The organism is Bradyrhizobium sp. F1.13.3, from assembly GCF_040548265.1.
In the GTDB taxonomy this organism is placed as follows: domain Bacteria; phylum Pseudomonadota; class Alphaproteobacteria; order Rhizobiales; family Xanthobacteraceae; genus Bradyrhizobium.
In genome coordinates, this window is sequence record NZ_JBEPRI010000001.1 from 593,614 (window position 1) to 612,735 (window position 19,122).

At 63.5% G+C, this 19,122-nt stretch carries 20 protein-coding genes; 4 read left to right on the plus strand and 16 right to left on the minus strand.

Annotated elements, in window-relative coordinates; genetic code table 11:
* Nucleotides 1-40: 40 nt before the first annotated feature.
* From ABIB66_RS02705 to ABIB66_RS02740, 8 genes are all read right to left on the minus strand, one after another.
* The gene (locus ABIB66_RS02705) at nucleotides 41-241 is read right to left on the minus strand and encodes a hypothetical protein (RefSeq protein ID WP_275167719.1); all 201 of its coding nucleotides are present in this window, start codon (nucleotides 239-241) and stop codon (nucleotides 41-43) included.
* A gap of 254 nt (nucleotides 242-495) precedes the next feature.
* Nucleotides 496-1,902 carry a coiled-coil domain-containing protein gene (locus ABIB66_RS02710; RefSeq protein ID WP_354254088.1) on the minus strand — a complete coding sequence of 469 codons (1,407 nt, stop codon included), beginning with the start codon at nucleotides 1,900-1,902 and terminating at the stop codon, nucleotides 496-498.
* A 299-nt stretch (nucleotides 1,903-2,201) separates the two neighbouring features.
* Nucleotides 2,202-2,987, minus strand: a complete 786-nt coding sequence (locus ABIB66_RS02715) for a fumarylacetoacetate hydrolase family protein (RefSeq protein WP_354206730.1) — start codon at nucleotides 2,985-2,987, stop codon at nucleotides 2,202-2,204.
* Nucleotides 2,987-4,006 carry a 2-dehydropantoate 2-reductase gene (locus ABIB66_RS02720; RefSeq protein ID WP_354206728.1) on the minus strand — a complete coding sequence of 340 codons (1,020 nt, stop codon included), beginning with the start codon at nucleotides 4,004-4,006 and terminating at the stop codon, nucleotides 2,987-2,989. The genes ABIB66_RS02715 and ABIB66_RS02720 overlap by 1 nt, the downstream gene beginning before the upstream one ends.
* Before the next feature lie 104 nt (nucleotides 4,007-4,110).
* Nucleotides 4,111-4,536, minus strand: a complete 426-nt coding sequence (locus tag ABIB66_RS02725) for a CBS domain-containing protein (RefSeq protein WP_354056124.1) — start codon at nucleotides 4,534-4,536, stop codon at nucleotides 4,111-4,113.
* 177 nt (nucleotides 4,537-4,713) lie between these two features.
* Nucleotides 4,714-6,036 (minus strand): oxalate/formate MFS antiporter, encoded by a 1,323-nt coding sequence (oxlT, locus tag ABIB66_RS02730; RefSeq protein WP_354254090.1) that lies wholly within the window; start codon nucleotides 6,034-6,036, stop codon nucleotides 4,714-4,716.
* Nucleotides 6,037-6,295: 259 nt separating this feature from the next.
* Entirely contained in the window at nucleotides 6,296-7,582 is a 1,287-nt protein-coding gene (gene oxlT / locus ABIB66_RS02735; RefSeq protein ID WP_275167713.1) for an oxalate/formate MFS antiporter, read from the minus strand.
* 247 nt (nucleotides 7,583-7,829) lie between these two features.
* Nucleotides 7,830-7,967 (minus strand): hypothetical protein, encoded by a 138-nt coding sequence (locus ABIB66_RS02740; protein ID WP_007608347.1) that lies wholly within the window; start codon nucleotides 7,965-7,967, stop codon nucleotides 7,830-7,832.
* A 279-nt stretch (nucleotides 7,968-8,246) separates the two neighbouring features.
* On the opposite strand from ABIB66_RS02740, the gene ABIB66_RS02745 reads away from it, so the two are divergent.
* Nucleotides 8,247-9,578, plus strand: coding sequence for an Hsp70 family protein (locus tag ABIB66_RS02745; RefSeq protein WP_354206722.1), 1,332 nt, complete (start codon nucleotides 8,247-8,249; stop codon nucleotides 9,576-9,578).
* 41 nt (nucleotides 9,579-9,619) lie between these two features.
* Here ABIB66_RS02745 and ABIB66_RS02750 read toward each other — a convergent pair whose 3' ends face one another.
* The 4 genes from ABIB66_RS02750 to ABIB66_RS02765 all read right to left on the minus strand — a co-directional run bounded on the left by ABIB66_RS02750 (nucleotide 9,620) and on the right by ABIB66_RS02765 (nucleotide 13,294).
* Nucleotides 9,620-10,063, minus strand: a complete 444-nt coding sequence (locus tag ABIB66_RS02750; protein WP_354056119.1) for an SRPBCC family protein — start codon at nucleotides 10,061-10,063, stop codon at nucleotides 9,620-9,622.
* A 262-nt stretch (nucleotides 10,064-10,325) separates the two neighbouring features.
* Nucleotides 10,326-11,315 (minus strand): Bug family tripartite tricarboxylate transporter substrate binding protein, encoded by a 990-nt coding sequence (locus tag ABIB66_RS02755; protein WP_354056117.1) that lies wholly within the window; start codon nucleotides 11,313-11,315, stop codon nucleotides 10,326-10,328.
* A gap of 6 nt (nucleotides 11,316-11,321) precedes the next feature.
* Complete coding sequence (pcaB, locus tag ABIB66_RS02760; RefSeq protein ID WP_354206719.1) at nucleotides 11,322-12,701, minus strand: 3-carboxy-cis,cis-muconate cycloisomerase; 1,380 nt, start codon at nucleotides 12,699-12,701, stop codon at nucleotides 11,322-11,324.
* Complete coding sequence (locus ABIB66_RS02765) at nucleotides 12,695-13,294, minus strand: glutathione S-transferase family protein (RefSeq protein WP_354206717.1); 600 nt, start codon at nucleotides 13,292-13,294, stop codon at nucleotides 12,695-12,697. Before ABIB66_RS02765 ends, pcaB begins: the two co-directional genes overlap by 7 nt.
* A 415-nt stretch (nucleotides 13,295-13,709) precedes the next feature.
* Here ABIB66_RS02765 and ABIB66_RS02770 point away from each other — a divergent pair, with 415 nt between their 5' ends.
* From ABIB66_RS02770 to ABIB66_RS02780, 3 genes are all read left to right on the plus strand, one after another.
* Entirely contained in the window at nucleotides 13,710-13,919 is a 210-nt protein-coding gene (locus ABIB66_RS02770; protein ID WP_007593324.1) for a cold-shock protein, read from the plus strand.
* A gap of 98 nt (nucleotides 13,920-14,017) precedes the next feature.
* Entirely contained in the window at nucleotides 14,018-14,260 is a 243-nt protein-coding gene (locus ABIB66_RS02775; RefSeq protein WP_275167707.1) for a transcriptional regulator, read from the plus strand.
* 54 nt (nucleotides 14,261-14,314) lie between these two features.
* Nucleotides 14,315-14,539 (plus strand): hypothetical protein, encoded by a 225-nt coding sequence (locus ABIB66_RS02780; RefSeq protein ID WP_275167706.1) that lies wholly within the window; start codon nucleotides 14,315-14,317, stop codon nucleotides 14,537-14,539.
* 64 nt (nucleotides 14,540-14,603) lie between these two features.
* Here the strand turns inward: ABIB66_RS02780 and ABIB66_RS02785 are convergent, their stop codons facing one another.
* The 4 genes from ABIB66_RS02785 to ABIB66_RS02800 form a co-directional block, all read right to left on the minus strand.
* Nucleotides 14,604-14,786 (minus strand): hypothetical protein, encoded by a 183-nt coding sequence (locus ABIB66_RS02785; protein WP_275167705.1) that lies wholly within the window; start codon nucleotides 14,784-14,786, stop codon nucleotides 14,604-14,606.
* 372 nt (nucleotides 14,787-15,158) lie between these two features.
* Nucleotides 15,159-16,436: a formyl-CoA transferase gene (gene frc / locus ABIB66_RS02790; protein WP_354254092.1), complete on the minus strand. Its 1,278-nt coding sequence runs from the start codon at nucleotides 16,434-16,436 to the stop codon at nucleotides 15,159-15,161.
* A 153-nt stretch (nucleotides 16,437-16,589) separates the two neighbouring features.
* On the minus strand, nucleotides 16,590-18,323 hold the full coding sequence (oxc, locus tag ABIB66_RS02795; RefSeq protein ID WP_275167702.1) for an oxalyl-CoA decarboxylase: 1,734 nt from the start codon (nucleotides 18,321-18,323) through the stop codon (nucleotides 16,590-16,592).
* A gap of 80 nt (nucleotides 18,324-18,403) precedes the next feature.
* Entirely contained in the window at nucleotides 18,404-19,096 is a 693-nt protein-coding gene (locus ABIB66_RS02800) for a GntR family transcriptional regulator (RefSeq protein WP_275167814.1), read from the minus strand.
* Between the last annotated feature and the right edge of the window lie 26 nt (nucleotides 19,097-19,122).

A 19,122-nucleotide genomic window follows, 5' to 3' on the forward strand; every position in this document is an offset into this window, starting at 1 on the left:
CTCACGCAGAGTGCCTCTTCTGCGCGTATTCGCTAAGGCGTCAGTAGCGCGCCGCGACCGGGCCGGGCGCCTTGCCGATCGGGGCCTTTCCAACCGGGCTCTTGCCAATCGGCATCTTGCCGATCGGCGCCTGCTCTGAATAGACGGGAACGGGCTGGCGGCGCGGCAGATCCGCAGCGTTCGCAGCCGTCACCAGAGCAAACGTAGCACCCACGACAAATACAATCTTCTTCACAGTCATACCCCTAGAAGGTTTGGTCCAAACACGGCACCGCCGTGCCCGCAGACACGCTCACAGAAGGGCGGCCGAATGCGTCCACAGTGCGGCGCGCTGGCGACATGTTGGCGGCATATGCCGGGCGCGCGGAGATGTGATGTGTCTGAAAGTTTCGGAGCCCGCGGCTGGTAGGATGGGTAGAGCGGAAGCGAAACCCATCGAACGCTTAGCCGAGGTGAGATGATGGGTTTCGCTGCGCTCTACCCATCCTACGAGGCTCACCCGATCCGGTTCAGGCTATTCCGGATCGTCGAGAAGATGCCGCCGATGTCTTTTCGCAAGCCGTCGAGCGCGTTGAAATTGTCGAAGATGCGGGCGAGGCGGTCTTCGACCTCGCGCTTGCTCCTGGTCAGTGCCTCGACGCGAGAGGCGAGGGTGACGTCGCCGCTCGCCTCGATCTCGCCGACGGTTTTGGCAAGGAGATCGCGCGTGGTGCCGACGTCCGCGATCAGGGCCTCGATGCCGAACACGGGCGCCTTCAGCGGGAGGAGGTCGGCCTGCGACTTCGACAGCTCCGTCTGGAAGGCGTTCAGTGTCGCCAGCGTCTCCTGTAACGCACCGAGGCGCTGGCGCGACTGGAGCACAAAATCGTTCAGCGCATTCTGGCGGTCGGCAAGCGTCTTGCCGTCGGCGTCGGTCTCGACACCCGCGAGCGAGCGTTCGAGCTGGGCCTGGCGCTGGCCGAGCTCTTCGAAGTCGAGTCCGATGCCTTTCAGGATGTGGAAGCTGTCGTCGATGCGGGCCAGGCGCTGCTCGATCTCGATCTTGTTCTTCGACAGCGTCGCGACGCGGGCGCCGAGCGGGGCTTCGCCGCCGGTTTCGAGCTCGTCGACGCTCTTGGCGAGGCGCTCATGACCGAGGCCCAGCTCGCCGATCAAGGCATTGAGGCCGGCGTCCGACGCGCGCAGCGGCACCAGCTCGGCGTGGGACTTCGCCAGATCTTCCTTGTACTGGTTCAGGGTCGCAAAGGTGTTCTGGACCGTGCCGACCCGCGACAGCAGCATCGATCCGTCGCGCGCGATGTCCTGGAGCCGGTCGGCGAGGTTGTTCTTGCGATCGTCGGTCTCGAGGTCGTGCAGCGAGCGTTCGAGCTGGTTCTGGCGGTCGCGGATCTCGGTGAAAACCGGCTCCACCGCGCGGCGCTGCTCGGCGACCTTGCCGACCATGTCGCGCAGCTCCTGCTGGCGGCGGCGGATTGCGGCGAGCTGGTCGTGCATGTCGGTGGATTCGTTGCGGCCGCGCTGGAGCAGTGCGCGCTGCTCGGTCTCGCCCAGCTTGTCGTCGAGGGCGGAGACGGCCTCCCGGGGATCGCTCTCGATCAGGTGTTGGACGGTGGCGTCGAGATGGTTCTGCAGGGCGTGGGCGACGACGACGTCCTCGCGGGTCTTCTTGAGGCGGTCGCGCAATGTGTCGAGGCGCCGGTCCTGGCGCGAGAGCCGCCAGGCGGAGGCGCCAATCAACGCCAGCGCCAGGGCCAGGATCGCGCCGGTCGCAATACGCTGCGGGACGGGCAGGCCTCCGAACCAGGCAGGCAGGTGGCCGAAATCGTAACCGAGCGCCTGCTGGGCGAAGATCGCGATGGCGGTGAGCAGAACAAACCAGGCAACCAGGAAAAACAGCCACATCGTGACTTCCTCACGCCGGCACATTATCGCCATAGTTGCTATTGGAGAGCGGAACCGAGATCAAGGGCCGCGGGGCTTGCCGGAGGTTTCCCGGTAGCGCGATCCACGGCCGGCCGCGTCAGCCGATCGGTGGAGGGGCGGCGCGGGTTGCGGGGGTTTCCCGACGCGGGGTGGGGCGCTTCCTCCGCGTCATTCCGGGGCGCGCGCGGCGCGAGCCCGGAATCCATTGATCTGCAGTCTCTGACGCCCGATGGACTCCGGGTTCGGCGCTGCGCACCGCCCCGGAATGACAGAGTGCGCTACAGCCGAAACTCGTTGGTCAACTCGCCGATGCCGTCGATCGCGACGGTTACCGTGTTCACGGGCTCTTTCATCACGCCGACGCCGACCGAGGTGCCGACGGCAATGAGGTCGCCGGGAAGCAGGGTCATGTCGTGGGAGATCCGGCTGACCAGCTCCTGCGCGGTGAAGATCATGTCCGATATCGGATAGTTCTGCCGCTCCGCGCCGTTGAGGATGGTACGGACCACCAGCTTGGCCGGATCGAGACCGGTGGCGATGACCGGGCCGAACGGGCCGTAATCGTCGATGCCCTTGGCCCGCGCCCATTGCGGGAAGGTCGGGTCGCTGGTCAGGATGTCGTTGGCGGTGATGTCGTTGACGCAGGTGTAGCCGAAGATGAAGCTGTCCGCTTCCGCCGGCGACACCCGGGCACAGGCCTTGCCGATGACGATGCCGAGCTCGCCTTCATAGGTAGTCTTGCCGTCGTAATGAGAGGGGCGGCGGATCACGGCGCCGGGCGTCGTGATGCTGGTGGTGGCCTTCAGGAGGTAGAGCGGCTCCGGCGGCTCGGGCTGGTTGAGCTTGGCCGCGAGCGCGTGAAAATTATTCCAGAGCGCGACGATCTTGCTGGGCGCGCAGGGCGCGAGCAGTTCGACCTCCGACAGCGCCAGCGTCTTGCCCGTGGCGGCATGGCGGCCAAACATCTCGCCCTCATGAACGCTGATGCTTGACGAATTCAGCGTGCCGAAGCCGGTCGCGCCGCTCTTGCGGAAGCGGAGCCATTGTTTGACCTCGCCAGCCATCACGCCACCGCCAGTGCGCGCGGATCTGATGGCGTCGAGATGCCGTCGTAGAGACCGGCGATGCGGGCGCGCTGGGTCACCATCGCCAGCACGGAATCGAGCGCGGGGGTGGCGACGCCGGTGAGGCGGCCCATCTCTTGCACGACGGTGACGAGCGGGTCGATCTCCATCGGGCGGCCGCGCTCGAGATCCTGGAGCATCGAGGTCTTGTGCGCGCCGACCTTGCGGGCGCCTTCGATGCGGCGCTCGACGTCGACGCGGAATTTGACGCCGAACGTCTCGGCGATGCCTTGCGTCTCCATCATGATCGCGCGCGACAGCGCGCGGGTGGCCGGATCGGTGCAGATCACGTCGAGCGTTGCATGGGTGAGTGCGCTGATCGGGTTGAAGCAGACATTGCCCCACAGCTTGAGCCAGATCTCGTCGCGGATGCGGTCGAGCACCGGTGCTTTCAGCCCGGCTGCGACGAAGAGATCGGCGAGGCGCTGCACGTCCGGGGTGATCTCGCCGGAGGGCTCGCCGAGCGGAAAGTTGTTGCCGTAGACGTGACGGATCACGCCGGGCGCCTCGATCTCGGTGGCGGGATAGACGATGCAGCCGATGGCGCGCGCGGCGCCGATTTCGCGCCACTGCCGTCCGCCGGGGTCGATGCTCTCCAGCGTCGCGTTCTCGTATTGGCCGCCATGCTTGTAGAAGTACCAGTAGGGAATGCCGTTGACGGCGGTGACGATGCGGGTGTGGGGCCCGAGCAGCGGCTGCATCGTCTCGATCACGCCGGTGATCGAGTGCGCCTTCAACGTGATGATGATGTAGTCCTGCACGCCGAGCTCGGCGGGATCGTCGGTGCAGCGCGGATGCACGGTGTGCTTCTCCTCGCCCGCGAGCAGCGTCAGGCCGCGCTCGCGCATCGCGGCAAGGTGTGCGCCGCGTGCGACTAGGCTGACGTCGGCGCCCGCGCGCGCGAGCTGAACCCCGAGATATCCGCCGATTGCGCCGGCGCCGTAGATGCAGATCTTCATGGAATCCTCGCGAAGCAGCGGAAGCCGGATTTCGGGACGAAAGATCCGGTCCGGCTCGGAAGGGTCCGAGCCGGGTCCGGTAGTCGCAGGGGAAGTGAGGCGCTTTAAGCTGCTTGCGGCGTGCCGTTGATCGCTTCGTCGATGAAGGATGCGATGTCGCGCATGCTGATGACGGAGACGAGGCTGTAGTCGTCGATGACGGGGAGGTGCCGGATGTGATTCCGGTTCATCAGATGGCGGACGTGCTCGATCGTGTCGCTCGACGTGCAGGACACGAGCTGTTGCACCGAGACGAGCTGCGAGACCTTGACGTTGACGGCATTGGCGCCGTGCTCGGCAACGGCGCGCACGACGTCGCGCTCGGTGAACATGCCGACCGCGGTATTACCCTCGGAGCGGACCACGTCCTTCACGACCAGCGCGCTGATATTGTTGGCGCGCATCAGCTTGGCGGCGATACCCACCGTTTCGTTCATTCGCACCGTGACAACGCGCGGTGTCTTCTTGCGCAGAATGTCTCCGACCAGCATTGCAACCTCCCTGGGTGAATGATGAACCAAGTGTGGTATACATAATGCCAATCGTCAAGCATTCGATTTGGCTGATCCGAAAAATCTTGCGGCAGTCATGCTGACGTTTGCCGTGAGCCAAAAAGAAAGGGGGCGCATCGCTGCGCCCCTGTCTCACCCGTGCAAGGTGCGTGTTCGTTATGCCGTCTCGGTCTTGGCGTTCCCGGTCGCGGCGTTGGCGCCCTCGGCTTCCTTGCCGAGGATGAAGGAGCGGCGCATCGGCTTGATCACGAACAGCGCCGTCAGCGCCGCCGTCGCGTTCAGCGCCACCGCGACCACGAATACGGCCTTCCAGCCATAGGTGGCCGAGATCACGCTTGCGAGCGGAACGAGCAGGGATGCCGTCCCCTTCGCGGTGTAGAGCATGCCGTTGTTGGTGGTTGCGAACTTCGAGCCGAAGGTGTCGCCGCAGGTCGCCGGGAACAGCGAGTAGATCTCGCCGAACACGCCGAAATAGACCGCGGTGGCGAGCACGAAGACGATAGGCACGTGGCCATAGGCCGACAGCGTCAGCAGCATCAGCGCGGCGGTGCCGAAGGCGATGAACATGGTGTGCTCGCGGCCGATCGTGTCGGAGACGAAGCCGAAGAAGGGACGTCCGAAACCGTCGAAGATGCGGTCGAGCGAGATCGCGAACGTCAGTGCCGCCATTTGGAAGCCGGCGAGCGTGACCGGCGTGTCGGCGATCTTGAAGTCGTGCGCGATCGGGGCGATCTGCGCCGCGGTCATCAGGCCCCCGGAGGCGACCATGACGAAAACGAGATACATCACCCAGAAAATAGGGGCCCGCAGCACCTGGGGCGGGGTGAAGTCGATCTTGGTCTGCGGCAGATTGAGCTGCTTCTTCTTCGGCGGGATCGAGATCCGCGGCGGCTGGATGAAGAAGGCGAGCACGAAAACGATCACGCCCTGGCCGATGCCGAAGGTGAGGAACGCGTGCTGATAGCCGCTCGTTGCGATCATGGTCGCGATCGGCACGACGGTGAGCGCAGCGCCTGCGCCGAAGCCGGCGGCAGTCGCACCGGCGGCAAGGCCCCGACGATCGGGAAACCATTTCAGCGCGTTGCCGACGCAGGTGCCGTACACCGCGCCCGCGCCCATGCCGCCGATGATCGCGGCCGCGTAGAGCAAAGTGAGGCTATCGGCATAGGAGTTGAGAATCCACGACAGCGCGATCATGACGCCGCCGAACATGATGACGATGCGCGGGCCGTACTTGTCGACGAACCAGGCCTCGATCGGCACCAGCCAGGTTTCGGTGACGACGAAGATGGTGAAAGCGAGCTGGATCGCGGCGCGCCCCCAGTGGTGCGCGTGATCGATCGGATCGACGAACAGCGTCCAGCCATATTGCAGGTTGGCGATCATCGCCATGCAGACGATGCCCATAACCAGCTGGAGCCAACGGAAACCTGTGCGGAGAGGCGCGGCCGTGACAGCGCCATCGGTGCTGGAAATCATCAAGAACCTCCCAAGCGCCTGTCTGCTTCGACACCGGTTGCAAGATGACCTGATGTCGCAATATTGTGGCTTATCGTCGCAAGCGCTGCTGCGACCTTGGTATACCATATTCCAGATTGCAAGCCCTATCTTGGCGGGCCGCAGATAAAATATGCGGAGTTCCGTCTGGGAATGGCGGGTTCATGAAAACGTCGCGCACAACGAAAACGCCCGGCCGCGAGGCCGGGCGTTTTGCGCGAGAAGGCGCTTTTGCAGCGCGTCAGACGGTCGATTGCGCGACCACGACCTTGCGCCAGGGCTTGAGCACCGCGATCGCCAGCGCCGAGGCCAGGATGTTGGCGCCGGCCGCGATGATGAACACGTTGTCCCAACTGCCCGACGACTGCTGCATGTAGTTGCCGATCGGGACCAGCAGCGCGGCCGTACCCTTCGCGGTGTAGAGCAGGCCGGCATTGGTGGTCGCGAACTTGGCGCCGAACGTGTCGGTGCAGGTCGAGGGGAACAGCGAGTAAATCTCACCCCAGGCGAAGAACACGAAGCCCGAGAGCAGCACGAACCAGAGCGGATCGTGGCCCCAGAGGTAGAGCATCCAGATGCCGATACCTTCCATGCCGAAGGCGATGAACATCGTGTTCTCGCGGCCGATCATGTCGGAGATCCAGCCGAAGAACGGACGCGTCAAGCCGTTGAGCACGCGGTCGATCGTGGCCGCGAAGGTCACCGCGGTCATCGTCACCGCCATCAGCGTGACGGGCACGTTGTCGATCTTCCAGTCGGCCGCGATCGGCTTCAAATTGGCCGTCACCATCAGGCCGCCGGCGCCGACGATCACGAACATGAAGTACATCAGCCAGAAGATCGGCTGACGCAGCACCTCCGTCGGCTGATAGTTGCGGCGGGTCTGCTGCAGATTGGCGTTCGCCACCACGCTGGGCACCTGGCCTGCCTTCGGCGCCAACAGGAAGAAGGCGAGAATGCAGATAATGATGCCTTGTCCGAGGCCGAAATAGAGGAAGGTGGTCTGGAAACCGCTGTCCTTGATCATGGCCTGGATCGGCGCGACGGTCAGCGCAGAGCCTGCACCGAAGCCCGCAGCCGTGATGCCCGCGGCAAGACCGCGCTTGTCCGGAAACCACTTCAGCGCGTTGCCGACACAGGTGCCGTAGACGCCGCCGGCGCCGATGCCCGCGACGATCATGCCGAGATAGTAGCCGTTGAGCGTGGTCGCCTGCGCGTTGATGGCCCAGCCGATGGCGCAGAGCACGCCGCCGACCAGTACGACGAGGCGCGGGCCGTATTTGTCGACGAACCATCCTTCGATCGGCACGAGCCAGGTCTCGAACAGCACGAACAGCGTAAAGGCCCATTGGATCGACGCGCGATCCCAGCCGAACTTCTTCTGGATGTCGGGGACGAAGAACGTCCAGCCGTATTGATAGTTGGCGATCATCACCATCGCCGCGACACCGACCGCCAATTGCGCCCAGCGATACGTGTCGCTAACGCGCGCGGCGGTTGGGGCCGTTGCCTGCACCATGTCCGTCATAAAGCCTCCCGTGGCGCCTCTAATTTTTCTGCGAGCGCTGGAGGGGCATTCTTGTATGCATTATGCCAAGCTTCAAGCGCTGGTCCGGCCACCGTGCGCAAATGTCGCAGGACCGCACCCGGCTGCGGCTGCGACTCAGGACAGCACAAGTAGAAATGGCCCCGTCATCCGGGGCCATTCATCAAAAGTCGTATGCAAACCGATATAAAACCGTCCCGCAGCGCGGCGGCGGGGGAGGCTGCCCGGCTTACAGGCCGAAGCGCGGCAGGTCGCCGTTGTGGTTCGAGATCTTGGCGCTCGCCATCAGGAGGCGGTCGATCGTGGCCATCAGGCGGGCGAACAGCGAGGAGGAGGGGGCGAGAGCGACGGAAGCGGTCTTGGACATCGGAATCCCTTTCTTGAGACGGTCAGCAGTGCTGTCTCATTTCGAAGGGCAATCTATGTATACCAGATGCCAAAGTCTATGCATGCCATTGCATAGCAGCATTTAGCTCTTCGCATTGCAGCATAACAATCCGTTAAATCGGCCGATTTGAGCGCGATATGCCCCAACCCCGCCGAAACTCTATCATTTGACCGCCGATGTCCAAAAAACGGAGCCTTGGCAGCGGTGCGCGAAGCCGCTAGTGGTCTGCCCCCTTCCAATCATCTGTCAGAGTGGTTCATGTCGAGCGCCTCGCCCGCCGTCTCGATCGGCATCGATTTTGGGACCAGCAACACGGTCGTGGCCCTTGCGGCGGACGACCGCCGGGTGGAGGCCATCCGCTTCGATCATGGCGGACAGCGCCACAGTGTCTTCGTATCGGCGCTGTGCTTCTGGGAGGACCGGCCGGGAGCCGGCGCCCAGGCCGAAGGCGGTCCGTGGGCGATCGAGACGTTCCTCGAGGGACGGCATGTCTACCGCTTCCTCCAGTCGTTCAAGACCTTCGCCGCGAGCTCCAGCTTCAACACCACCCAGGTGTTCCGGCAGCGCTACAAGTTCGAGGATATTCTGGCGGCGTTCCTGCGGACCCTGGCGCGCCATGGCGGCGATAAATTCGGCTTCGAGACGTCCACCATCACGGTCGGCCGCCCCGTCCGCTTCGCCGGCGGCAATCCCGACGAGGCGCTGGCGATGCAACGTTACCGGGCCGCGTTCGAGCGCCTTGGCGCCGGCCACGCGCGCTATGTCTACGAACCCGTGGGTGCAGCGTTCTCCTTCGCCCGCCGTCTGGAGCGCGATGCGACCGTGCTGGTTGCGGATTTCGGCGGCGGCACTAGCGATTTCTCGGTGATGCGGTTCTCGCGTGCCGGCGGCGCCTTGCGCGCCGAGCCGCTCGGCCATGCCGGCATCGGGATTGCGGGCGACACGTTCGATTACCGCATCGTCGATCACGTCGTCTCGCCGCGGCTGGGCAAGGGCTCCAGCTTCCGGTCGTTCGACAAGGTGCTGCCGATCCCCACCGGCCACTACACCAATCTCGCGCGCTGGCATCAGCTCGCGATGATGAAGAGCAATGGCGACCTGCGCGAGCTCCGGGAGCTTGCGCGCACCGCGGTGAAGCCGGCTCTGCTCGAGGATTTCATCACCATCGTCGATCTCGACCTCGGCTTTTCGTTGTACCGCGCGGTGTCCGACGCCAAGGTCGCGCTGTCGGCGCAGGATCAGGTGGAGTTCCGCTTCAAGGGCGGCGGGGTCGACATTGGCTCGACCATCACACGGAAGAACTTCGAAGCCTGGATTGCCGACGATATCGCGAGGCTCGGGGCCACCGTCGACAAGGTGCTGGGCGAAGCGGGCATCACCGCGCGCGAGGTCGAGAAGGTGTTTTTGACCGGCGGCACGTCCTTCGTGCCCGCTGTCCGAAAACTGTTCGCCGAGCGGTTCGGCAACGAGCGGCTGATGTCGGGCGATCAGTTCGAGTCGATCGCCTACGGTCTTGCTTTGATCGGACACAGCCCGGACCCCGACCGCTGGACCGCAAGCGGCGGGATTGCGCCGCGGGCAGGGGCGTAGGGCATTCGCGCGATTGTGTGCGCGCCTCGTCCTTCCAGATGCTATTGCTTGATCTCAGGCTCGACGAGCCTCGCCAGATTGCGCAGCGATTCCTGCCAGCCGAGATAACATGCCTCCGGCGGGATGACGTCGGGAATGCCGGCCTGCGTGATATCCACCTCGGTGCCGACGGATACTTTCTTCAGGATCACGGTGACCTGGATCTCGCCCGGCAGATTGGGGTCGTCGAACCTGTCGGTGTAGCGCAGACGTTCGCCGGGGACGAGTTCGAGATATTCGCCGCCGAAAGCGTGGCTGTTGTCCGTCGTGAAGTTGCGGAACGACATCTTGAACGTACCCCCGACCTTCGGCTCGAAATGATGGACGGTGCAGGTGAAGCCGTTCGGCGGAAGCCATTTCGCCAGCGCATCCGCCTCCAGGAAGGCGCGATAGACTTTCTCCGGGCTGGTGGTCAAAACGCGGTGCAGGCGAACAGTGCTGGGCATGATCATCTTCCTCATGAATCGCCGGGCTCGACGTCAGCGTCTATTGCCCTTTCTGTCTAGATGACGGACGAGATACCCCCGATCCGACAGGGCGTTTCGAATTTTTTGATTGATGGCCGGCAAACTGCCGCCACGTCCTGCGGCGTCATGGTGAATACGAGATTGTAGCCGGGAATCGTCGGAATGTTCCGCCCGCCTGCGGCGCGAGGCGCCGACGGCGAAAGCTGGCCGGCGATCACGCGCTCGACTGCATCGGTTGCAGTTATTGATCGAGTCGAATCTGCGCGGTTTTGACAATGTCCTGCCAGCGCGCGATCTCTTCGGTCATCCGCCGCTTGAGCGGTTCGGGGCCTCGCTGGTCCGGCGGGGGCAGGATCAAGCCTACCAGTTCGAGCCGTTTGCGCACGCCGTCATCGTCGAGCGCTGAGCGAAGCGCATCCGAGAACCGGTCGCGAATGGCGTCGGGAGCGCCTTTCGGCAGGTAGAACGCGAACCAGCTCGATGCGACAAACTGTGGAAGCCCTGCTTCCCGGGACGTCGGTGTGTCCGGCAATTGCGGAACACGTGCGGCGGCCGAAACGGTCAGAAAGCGCAGATTGTTGTCACCCAGGAAGGGAAGAACGTCGCCCAACAGTCCACAACTGAAGTCGCTGCGGCCCGCGACCAGGTCGGTCATCGCCAGCGCTGATCCGCGATACGGCACCTCCACCGGCTTGAATCCGATCACGGAGGTGAACAGCAGACAGCTGATATGGCTGATCGAGCCGACACCCGCATGGCCCAAGGTGAGGTCCGGGCCACGCGCCTTGGCGATCGCGATGAACGACGCCATGCTATCTGCGGCGAGGTCGCGGCGAACGACGACGAGGATCGGCGTTTCCGCAACCAGGCCAATCGGCGTGAAATCAACCAGCGGGTCATAACGGAGGTTCGGATACAGCGCGACCGATGCCGCATGCGTCCCGACGTGACCGCTGACGAGGGTATAACCGTCGGGCGCGCTTTTCGCGACGCGCGTTGAGCCGGTCGTGCCGCCCGCCCCAGCGACGTTCTCGACAATGATCGGCTGTCCGAGTTTTCGCGCCATGTGTTCGGACACGATCCGGCTCATCACGTCATTCGGGCCGCCAGCCGCGAACGGGACGACCAACGTGATCGGTCGTGACGGGAACGGCGACTCGGCGTGTGCCGCATTCAATAGTGTCAGCACCGCAGCTGCGACGAGGGCCGTGTGCTTGCGTTTCAGAATCATATGGCCTCACTCCGCATCAATGGCGTCGCCTTGCACCGCCGCGAGGACACGATCGACCTCACGGCCGGACAGGCCGATGTATCGGGCCGGGTCCGCGGCCGCCTCGATCTCATGCACGGCGATGTGGGCCGTCACGGCCGGATCTCGCGAAAGGCTCTGGGCTAGTGTCAGGCCTGAAGCGATGGCGTGCGTGCATGCCGCACTCACCATCTCGTGCGCATGATGGCGCCCGACGTGCGGAGCCAGCACCATCATGACGGCCTCGGCGGCGATGAGCCCCTGTGTCCGCCCAAGATTGGCCTGCATCGCATCGGGTCTGACGACCAGTCCGCTGCAGAGGCGAACAGCGTTGTCCATGGCCCGAGAGACCAGCACGAACGCTTTCGGCAGCAACAACCATTCGGCTTGCCACGGTCCCGTCGCCCGTTCATGGTCGTGGACCGAAGCGTCGAGCATGGCGCTTGCCAGCCGGCGCAGCGACGGTCCGGTGCTGAGAATTTGCTCGCAGATGATCGGGTTGCGCTTGTGCGGCATGGTGCTGGAGGCGCCATGGCCTTGGCCGCCTGGCTCCAGCACTTCGCCGACCTCGGTCTGCGCCATCAACACGACATCGGTCGCGATCTTGCTCAGGGTCGCCGAGATCAGGCCAAGCAGGCAAACCGTCTCGGCCAACCCATCGCGCGCGGCGTGCCATGCCACCAGGGGCTCGCCGAGTCCGAGTTCGCTGGCCAGCGCAGCGCGGACGCTGTCGCCATCATCCCCGAGCGATGCGAACGTGCCGACCGCACCGCCGAACTGGACCTGCAGGACCCTTGGTTTGAGTTCGGCGAGCCGTCGCCTGTGGCGCAGCAGGCCCGACAGCCAGACGGAAACCTTGAACCCGAAGGTGATCGGGATCGCGTGTTGAAGCTTGGTCCTGCCGACCATGGGCGTATCGCGATGGGTACGCGCCAGATCCGCAAGCGTCGATATCAGGCGCTCCAGATCGCGGTGGATGAGCTCGAGCGCGTCGCGTATCTGCATCACGAGCGCGGTGTCCATGATGTCCTGGCTCGTGGCGCCCCAATGGACGAATTCGCCATGGGGTTCGCCGGTGAGCCGGATCAACTGCTCGACCAGGTTCACGACCGGCAAGCCGGCGCGCAAAGTGCCCGCGGCCAATTCATTGAGATCGAGTAGTTCAGTACGTGCAGCGGAGGCGATCGCAGCAGCAGCCTCGGCAGGAATCACGCCGAGCTGCCCTTGAACCTTCGCCAGCGCGACCTCGACCAGAAGCATGGACTCAAGTGAATTGCGCTCACTGAAAATAGTGCGCATCGGGGCGGTGCTGAAAATATCGGCGAGGTGGCGGCTGCTGAAGACCGTTCCGGGCTCGAAACTCAGCATGGCCGTGTCGCGATCATGGATGACCGAACGCGCGCGCGTTCAAACCAGCCGGCAAGCCTTGGTCTCTCGGAACGCCATGACAGATGCCCCGCGCGAAAATCGATGTAGTCAAGTGCACAGGCGAGCCCGATGTCGCCGAGGTCGAAGCGCCGGTCATCGAGGTCGAATCGAGCTTCAATCGATGACAGCGTCCGCGCAATCGCTCGCTCCTGACGCGCAACCCAATCCGCCCAGCGCATCTCCGATGGCCTGCGCCCTTCGATAGCGCAGATGAAGGTTGCATCGATCAGGCCCTGATACAGCGCAGCGCGTCCAAGACAGAGGTGTCGTGCAGGCTGCTCGTTCGGGATCAGTCGCGAGTCGATGGTCAGATCGTGCAGGGCCTGTCCGATCGTGTCGCTCTCGGTCACAAGCGTTCCGTCGGCGAGAACGAGTGCCGGCACTTTGGAGAGCGGGTTGATGTCGGTGAAATGATGCAGCTCGAGCCAGGGGTCGACTTCGATAAACTGAATCGCGTCGTTCAATCCGAGCTCATGAATGGCGACTCTTACCTTGCGGGCGTAGGGCGACGTCTGATTAAAAAATAGCCGCATCGGTCGGTATCGATCCCTCCGTCGTCGCGCCTCATTGCGCAGCCGTACGGCTTGACTTCGATCAAGCCTAGGTCACCCCCTCGTTTTGTAAAAATGCATTATTGCGATGCATGCGTTCTGAATTGGAGAACGCCGTCGAGCGCATGTGGCGCTCGGCAGCCCTCCCAGAGCAGCTGGCGGCGAATGATGAGTGTGCTCGGTAGCGGCGTCCTGGACCTACCGCCGGGCTCCCGAGGCGTTAAATTCGGTCAAGCCTTGCAAATGGCGAGGATGAGGTATACGTTGAGGCTGTTCGTTCAGCCGCTGTGCCTTGTTGAATGCGCCCGCGGGCTCCTTTTCCATAGACATCGACGAATAGAATTTGTTCTGCGTGACGATCACGCGGAACCTGCGCGTATGCGCTTTGGAGAAGAAAATGACGACAGGTACTGTGAAGTGGTTTAACGGCCAGAAGGGCTTTGGATTCATTCAGCCGAACGACGGCGGCAACGATGTGTTCGTTCACATCAGCGCGGTCGAGCGGGCTGGTCTTGCAGGTCTCGCTGAAGGCCAAAAGGTCAACTTCGAGCTCAAGACCGACAAGATGCGGGGCAAGGTCAGCGCTGAGAATCTCTCGCTGGCCTAAAGCCTTGGTGCCGTTTCACGGATGTACTGAAACGGCCATGCCACCCGCTCGATCCCAGGATTGAGCGGGTTTTTGTCCGTTGCAAAGCAGGGTGAATAATGAGCGCCAAGAGACCGGCCGAACCGTCACCCGAAAGCATCGCGCGTTCTAACCGTCAGCGTTTGGCCGCTGAGGAAGGCGCCCGGGCGATGGTTGATGTTGGCAAGCAAGCCGTCGATGTTCGCAAGAACATGGCGCGGCTTCGAGAGCTGCGCGAAGCCAAGGAAGCGGCAGACGCCGCCCTTCAGGCATCGTTGCCAGCGGTCACGCCAACGAAGCGCAAGAAGAAGGTGACGCCATAGCTGCCTTCCATTGCGCCGACGACAACTCGGAGAGGACCGACCACATGCCCAAGAGTGCGGGTCGTGCCTAGAATCAAGTCGGATGGCGGTGGTACCATCACCTTCTTTCTCGCGCTTGGCGCGGGCCGACAGATGTGCCGTCTTGCGACGACGTTCCTGACGCAGAAACAGGCTTTCAGCTATCTTCGCAAGAACCGGACGGAGCTCGAGCGGGTGGCGCGGGCGCAGCTCGCTTCTGGTGCCGTCGAAGACGGAATCGTCGTGCTATCGATGCTGTAGATCAGGCGGATTTCGGCGCCCCGCCTTCAGCGGAATCCGCGGTCGGAGCCTGGGACCGACGCTCTTATTCAGAGCCGCTTCCCGGCTTCGCCTCCCGGGCCAATCGCTCCGCTTTCAGCCGTTCGCGATTCTCGTTGAAGGAATTCTGGTCCTTCGCATAGTCGTTCATCGGCTTCTGCGTTGTCGCCGGCTTGAACGCCTTGTTGGCTTCACGCTTGGCGCGATCAGAGGATTGATCTTTCGACATTTAAGCCCTCAATTTAATCAACGAGCGTGGTCCTGGCGAGTGCCGGACGCGCCGCCGCCGTGCCTGAACTGAAAGGCCGACTTGCCACCCTCGCAAACGAAGGAGACCAGTTCTTCAGCGTGAGGCAGATCTTTGCGAGGCGTGCTGCACTCGCTGTGGAGATGACATGCTGGCATTTCCGGGCGTGCTCGCATTCCCGGGAGCACGGCGGACGAGGGAGTAACGGCCGGCCACCGCATCAGTTCCTCGCGGACCAATCTTTAATCCAGCCTTCGCGGCGCGGCAAGCGTGCCGATCGTGCGATGCAGCTCTTCCGCATCAACAAAAAGGCCGCCGAAGCCGGCGGCCTTTCGCGTCGTGAGATAAGCCCGCTTACTCCGCGGCCTGCTTCTGCGGCGGATCAAGCGCGCCGGACTTGTGGATATCGGCGACCTGATGGTCCGAGAAGCCGAGCACGGTGCGCAGGATCTCGTCGGTGTGCTCGCCGAGCATCGGGGAGCGCTCCACATCGCTCGGGGAGTCCGACAGCTTGATCGGGTTGCCGACCGAGATGTACTTGCCCCGGGTGGGGTGGTCGACCTCGACCACGGTGCCGGTCGCGCGCAGCGACTGGTCCTCGGCGATCTCCTTCATCGACAGGATCGGTCCGCAGGGGATGTCGTCCTTGTTGAGGATTTCCATCGCCTCGAACTTCGTCTTCGTCATCGTCCACTGTTCGATGCGGCCGAAGATCTCGTTGAGGCGCGGCAGGCGGACGGCCGGCTTGGCGTAGTTCGGATCGGTCTTCCAGGAGGGCTCACCGATCACGTCGCAGATCTTCTCCCAGACCGGGGCCTGGGTGATGAAGTAGATGTAGGCGTTCGGATCGGTCTCCCAACCCTTGCACTTCAGGATGCGGCCGGGCTGGCCGCCGCCGGAATCGTTGCCGGCACGCGGCACGGCATCGCCGAACGGAATGCCTTCGCCGAACTGGCTGTATTCCTTGAGTGGACCATGGGCGAGGCGCTGCTGGTCGCGCAGCTTGACGCGCGCGAGGTTGAGCACGCCGTCCTGCATCGCAGCCGTCACCTTCTGGCCCTTGCCGGAATGGGTGCGCTGATAGAGTGCGGTGACGATGCCGAGCGCCAGATGCAGGCCGGTGCCGCTGTCGCCGATCTGCGCGCCGGTCACCAGCGGCAGGCCGTCGCGGAAGCCGGTGGTGGAGGCGGCGCCGCCGGTGCACTGCGCGACGTTCTCATAGACCTTGCAGTCTTCGTACGGTCCGGGACCAAAGCCCTTGATCGAGGCGACGATCATCTTCGGGTTGATGGCCTGGATCTTCTCCCAAGGGAAGCCCATGCGGTCGAGCACGCCGGGGCCGAAGTTCTCGACCAGCACGTCGCACTTCTTGATGAGCTCGGTGAGAACTTCCTTGCCCTTGGGGTTCTTGGTGTCGAGCGTGATCGAGCGCTTGTTGTGGTTGAGCATGGTGAAATACAGGCTGTCCACGTTCGGGATGTCCTGCAGCTGGCCGCGGGTGATGTCACCCACACCCGGACGTTCCACCTTGATCACGTCGGCGCCGAACCATGCGAGCAACTGCGTGCAGGTCGGCCCGGACTGGACGTGGGTGAAGTCGAGAATGCGAACGCCCTCGAGCGCTTTTGTCATCGTGTTGCTCCTGTTACTCTTCTGTTTCCGTCATGCCCGCGAAGGCGGGCATCCAGTATTCGCTGAAGGTTCAGTTGGGCCTCAGTGCTCGCCTCAGGGATGATCTGGCGATCACTGGATCCCCGCTTGCGCGGGGAATGACCCGGCGGCTGGTTACTTCTTCTTCTGCAGAACGCTCTGCGGATTGAGGTTGCCGATGCGGCCGCTCTCGGAACCGGCGGCCGGATCGATCACGGCGTTGATGAGCGTCGGCTTGCCCGAAGCCATCGCTTCGTTGACCGCGCGCTTGAGCTCGTCCGGCGAGGTCGCGTTCACGCCGACGCCGCCGAAGGCTTCCATCATCTTGTCGTAGCGGGCGCCCTTGACGAACACCGTCGTCGCAGGATCGGCGTTGGCGCCGTTGACGTCGGTGCCGCGATAGATCCCGTCATTGTTGAAGATGACGACGCAGATCGGCAAATTGTAGCGGCAGATGGTTTCGACCTCCATGCCGGAGAAGCCGAAGGCCGAGTCGCCTTCCACTGCGAGCACGGGATGGCCGGTCTCGAGAGCCGCCGCGATCGCCTGGCCCATGCCGATGCCCATCACGCCCCAGGTGCCGACGTCGAGACGCTTGCGCGGCTTGTACATGTCGATGACGCCGCGGGCGAGGTCGAGCGTGTTGGCGCCCTCGTTGACGAGGATCGCCTCGGGATGATCCTTGATGACGTTCTTCAGCACGCCGAGCGCGCCGTGATAGTCCATCGGCGACTTGTTGTTCATGAGCTTCGGCGCCATCTTGGCGACGTTCTCTTCGCGCTTGGTCGAAATCGCCTTGGTCCATTCGGCCGGCGGGGCGGTCCAGCCCGAAGCCATTGCCTGGTTGAAGGCGGAGACGACCGAGCCGATGTCGCCGACGACCGGCGCGACGATCTCGACGTTGGAGTCCATTTCCCTGGGCTCGATGTCCACCTGGATGAATTTCTTGGGCGCTTCGCCCCAGTTCTTGCCCTTGCCGTGCGAGAGCAGCCAGTTCAGCCGGGCGCCGATCAGCAGCACGACGTCGGATTCCTTCAGCACCGTCGAGCGGGCAGCGCCAGCGCACTGCGGATGCGTGTCGGAGAGGAGGCCCTTGGCCATGCTCATCGGCAGGAAGGGGATGCCGCTCTGCTCGACGAAGGTTTTGATCTCTTCGTCGGCCTGCGCGTAGGCCGCGCCCTTGCCGAGGATGATGAGGGGACGTTTTGCGCTCTTCAAAACATCAAGCGCGCGCTTGATCGAAGCGGGCGAGGGGATCTGCGCGGGAGCCGCGTCGATCACCTTGACCAGCGACTTCCGGCCGGCATCGGCGTTCATCACCTGGCCGAACAGTTTTGCCGGCAGGTCGAGATAGACGCCGCCCGGACGGCCGGAGACGGCGGCACGGATGGCGCGGGCAAGACCGATGCCGATGTCCTGGGCGTGCAGCACGCGATAGGCTGCCTTGCACAGCGGCTTGGCGATCGCGAGCTGGTCCATCTCTTCGTAGTCGCCCTGCTGGAGGTCGACGATCTCGCGCTCGGAGGAGCCCGAGATCAGGATCATCGGGTAGCAGTTGGTGGTGGCGTGCGCGAGCGCGGTGAGACCGTTGAGGAAGCCGGGCGCGGAAACGGTGAGGCAGATGCCGGGCTTCTTGGTGAGATAGCCGGCGATGCCCGCCGCATAACCGGCGTTCTGCTCGTGGCGGAACGAAATCATGCGAATACCGGCCGCCTGCGCCATGCGGCCCAAATCCGTGATCGGGATGCCCGGCACATTATAGATGGTGTTGATGCCGTTCAGCTTGAGCGCGTCGATGACGAGATGGAAACCATCCGTCAATTCCTGCTCGGTGCCCGGTGCTTCGGACTTGGTCGCGGTATTCAGCATGGGCCTTGTCTCCCTGGTCTCAAGATGCCGTTTCGGGCTTTTGGGGGCGATGCCTTCGCCCTTATGGTGAACGTTGCTGGCTAGAAGAGTTCCTGACCATGCGCTTCGACGTAAGCGGCAAGGCCAAGGGTGTGATCGCGGGCGCGCTTCTCGGCGAGCTCGGTATCGCGCGCCTCCAGGGCTTCGATCATGCCGAGATGCTCGGGTAGCGACGTCGCGGTGCGGTCCTTGCGTCCGATAGTCAATTGCCGATAGCCACGCACGTGCAGCAGCAGGTCGTTGGTGAGATCGACCAGCACCGGTGATTCCGACAGCGAGATCAGCGCCTGGTGGAAGGCGATGTTGGCGCGCGAATATTCCTCGACGTGATCCTGGGGGAGGCGGTCCTTACCAAAATCCTTGAAGTAGTCGCGCAGCGCCGTGATGTCTTTCTTGCGCGCCGTGGCGGTGATGAGGCGCGCGGCCATGCTCTCCAGCGCCGCCCAGGCGCGGATCATGTCCACGATCTCGCTCTTGGTCCTTCGCACCACCATGATGCCGCGGCGCGGAACCGTCTTCACGAAACCGTCTTGCTCGAGCATCGCGATGGCTTCGCGGATCGGCGTGCGGCTCACACCCAGGCGCTCGGACAACGCGCGCTCGTCGAGCATCACCGGCTCGGGCGTCGAGTAGATGTCCATCTTGAGGATGGCTTCTTTCAAGGCGTCGTACGCCTTGTTCTTGAAGCTCGACTCCGGGGCAATACGAACGATTGCGATATCTGCCTCGGCCATGTTCGGCAACGCCTTGGTTGGTTTCC

Bases quoted from the DNA above. Each gene is read 5' to 3' on its own strand.
- ABIB66_RS02740 (WP_007608347.1), bottom strand. From the start codon at position 7,967: ATGTCCAAGACCGCTTCCGTCGCTCTCGCCCCCTCCTCCTCGCTGTTC.
- ABIB66_RS02715 (WP_354206730.1), bottom strand. From the start codon at position 2,987: ATGGCTGGCGAGGTCAAACAATGGCTCCGCTTCCGCAAGAGCGGCGCG.
- ABIB66_RS02705 (WP_275167719.1), bottom strand. From the start codon at position 241: ATGACTGTGAAGAAGATTGTATTTGTCGTGGGTGCTACGTTTGCTCTG.
- ABIB66_RS02745 (WP_354206722.1), top strand. From the start codon at position 8,247: ATGTCGAGCGCCTCGCCCGCCGTCTCGATCGGCATCGATTTTGGGACC.
- oxc (WP_275167702.1), bottom strand. From the start codon at position 18,323: ATGCTGAATACCGCGACCAAGTCCGAAGCACCGGGCACCGAGCAGGAA.
- ABIB66_RS02775 (WP_275167707.1), top strand. From the start codon at position 14,018: ATGAGCGCCAAGAGACCGGCCGAACCGTCACCCGAAAGCATCGCGCGT.
- frc (WP_354254092.1), bottom strand. From the start codon at position 16,436: ATGACAAAAGCGCTCGAGGGCGTTCGCATTCTCGACTTCACCCACGTC.
- ABIB66_RS02750 (WP_354056119.1), bottom strand. From the start codon at position 10,063: ATGCCCAGCACTGTTCGCCTGCACCGCGTTTTGACCACCAGCCCGGAG.
- ABIB66_RS02765 (WP_354206717.1), bottom strand. From the start codon at position 13,294: ATGCGGCTATTTTTTAATCAGACGTCGCCCTACGCCCGCAAGGTAAGA.
- ABIB66_RS02720 (WP_354206728.1), bottom strand. From the start codon at position 4,006: ATGAAGATCTGCATCTACGGCGCCGGCGCAATCGGCGGATATCTCGGG.
- oxlT (WP_354254090.1), bottom strand. From the start codon at position 6,036: ATGATTTCCAGCACCGATGGCGCTGTCACGGCCGCGCCTCTCCGCACA.
- ABIB66_RS02785 (WP_275167705.1), bottom strand. From the start codon at position 14,786: ATGTCGAAAGATCAATCCTCTGATCGCGCCAAGCGTGAAGCCAACAAG.
- oxlT (WP_275167713.1), bottom strand. From the start codon at position 7,582: ATGACGGACATGGTGCAGGCAACGGCCCCAACCGCCGCGCGCGTTAGC.
- ABIB66_RS02755 (WP_354056117.1), bottom strand. From the start codon at position 11,315: ATGATTCTGAAACGCAAGCACACGGCCCTCGTCGCAGCTGCGGTGCTG.
- pcaB (WP_354206719.1), bottom strand. From the start codon at position 12,701: ATGCTGAGTTTCGAGCCCGGAACGGTCTTCAGCAGCCGCCACCTCGCC.
- ABIB66_RS02725 (WP_354056124.1), bottom strand. From the start codon at position 4,536: ATGCTGGTCGGAGACATTCTGCGCAAGAAGACACCGCGCGTTGTCACG.
- ABIB66_RS02770 (WP_007593324.1), top strand. From the start codon at position 13,710: ATGACGACAGGTACTGTGAAGTGGTTTAACGGCCAGAAGGGCTTTGGA.
- ABIB66_RS02800 (WP_275167814.1), bottom strand. From the start codon at position 19,096: ATGGCCGAGGCAGATATCGCAATCGTTCGTATTGCCCCGGAGTCGAGC.
- ABIB66_RS02710 (WP_354254088.1), bottom strand. From the start codon at position 1,902: ATGTGGCTGTTTTTCCTGGTTGCCTGGTTTGTTCTGCTCACCGCCATC.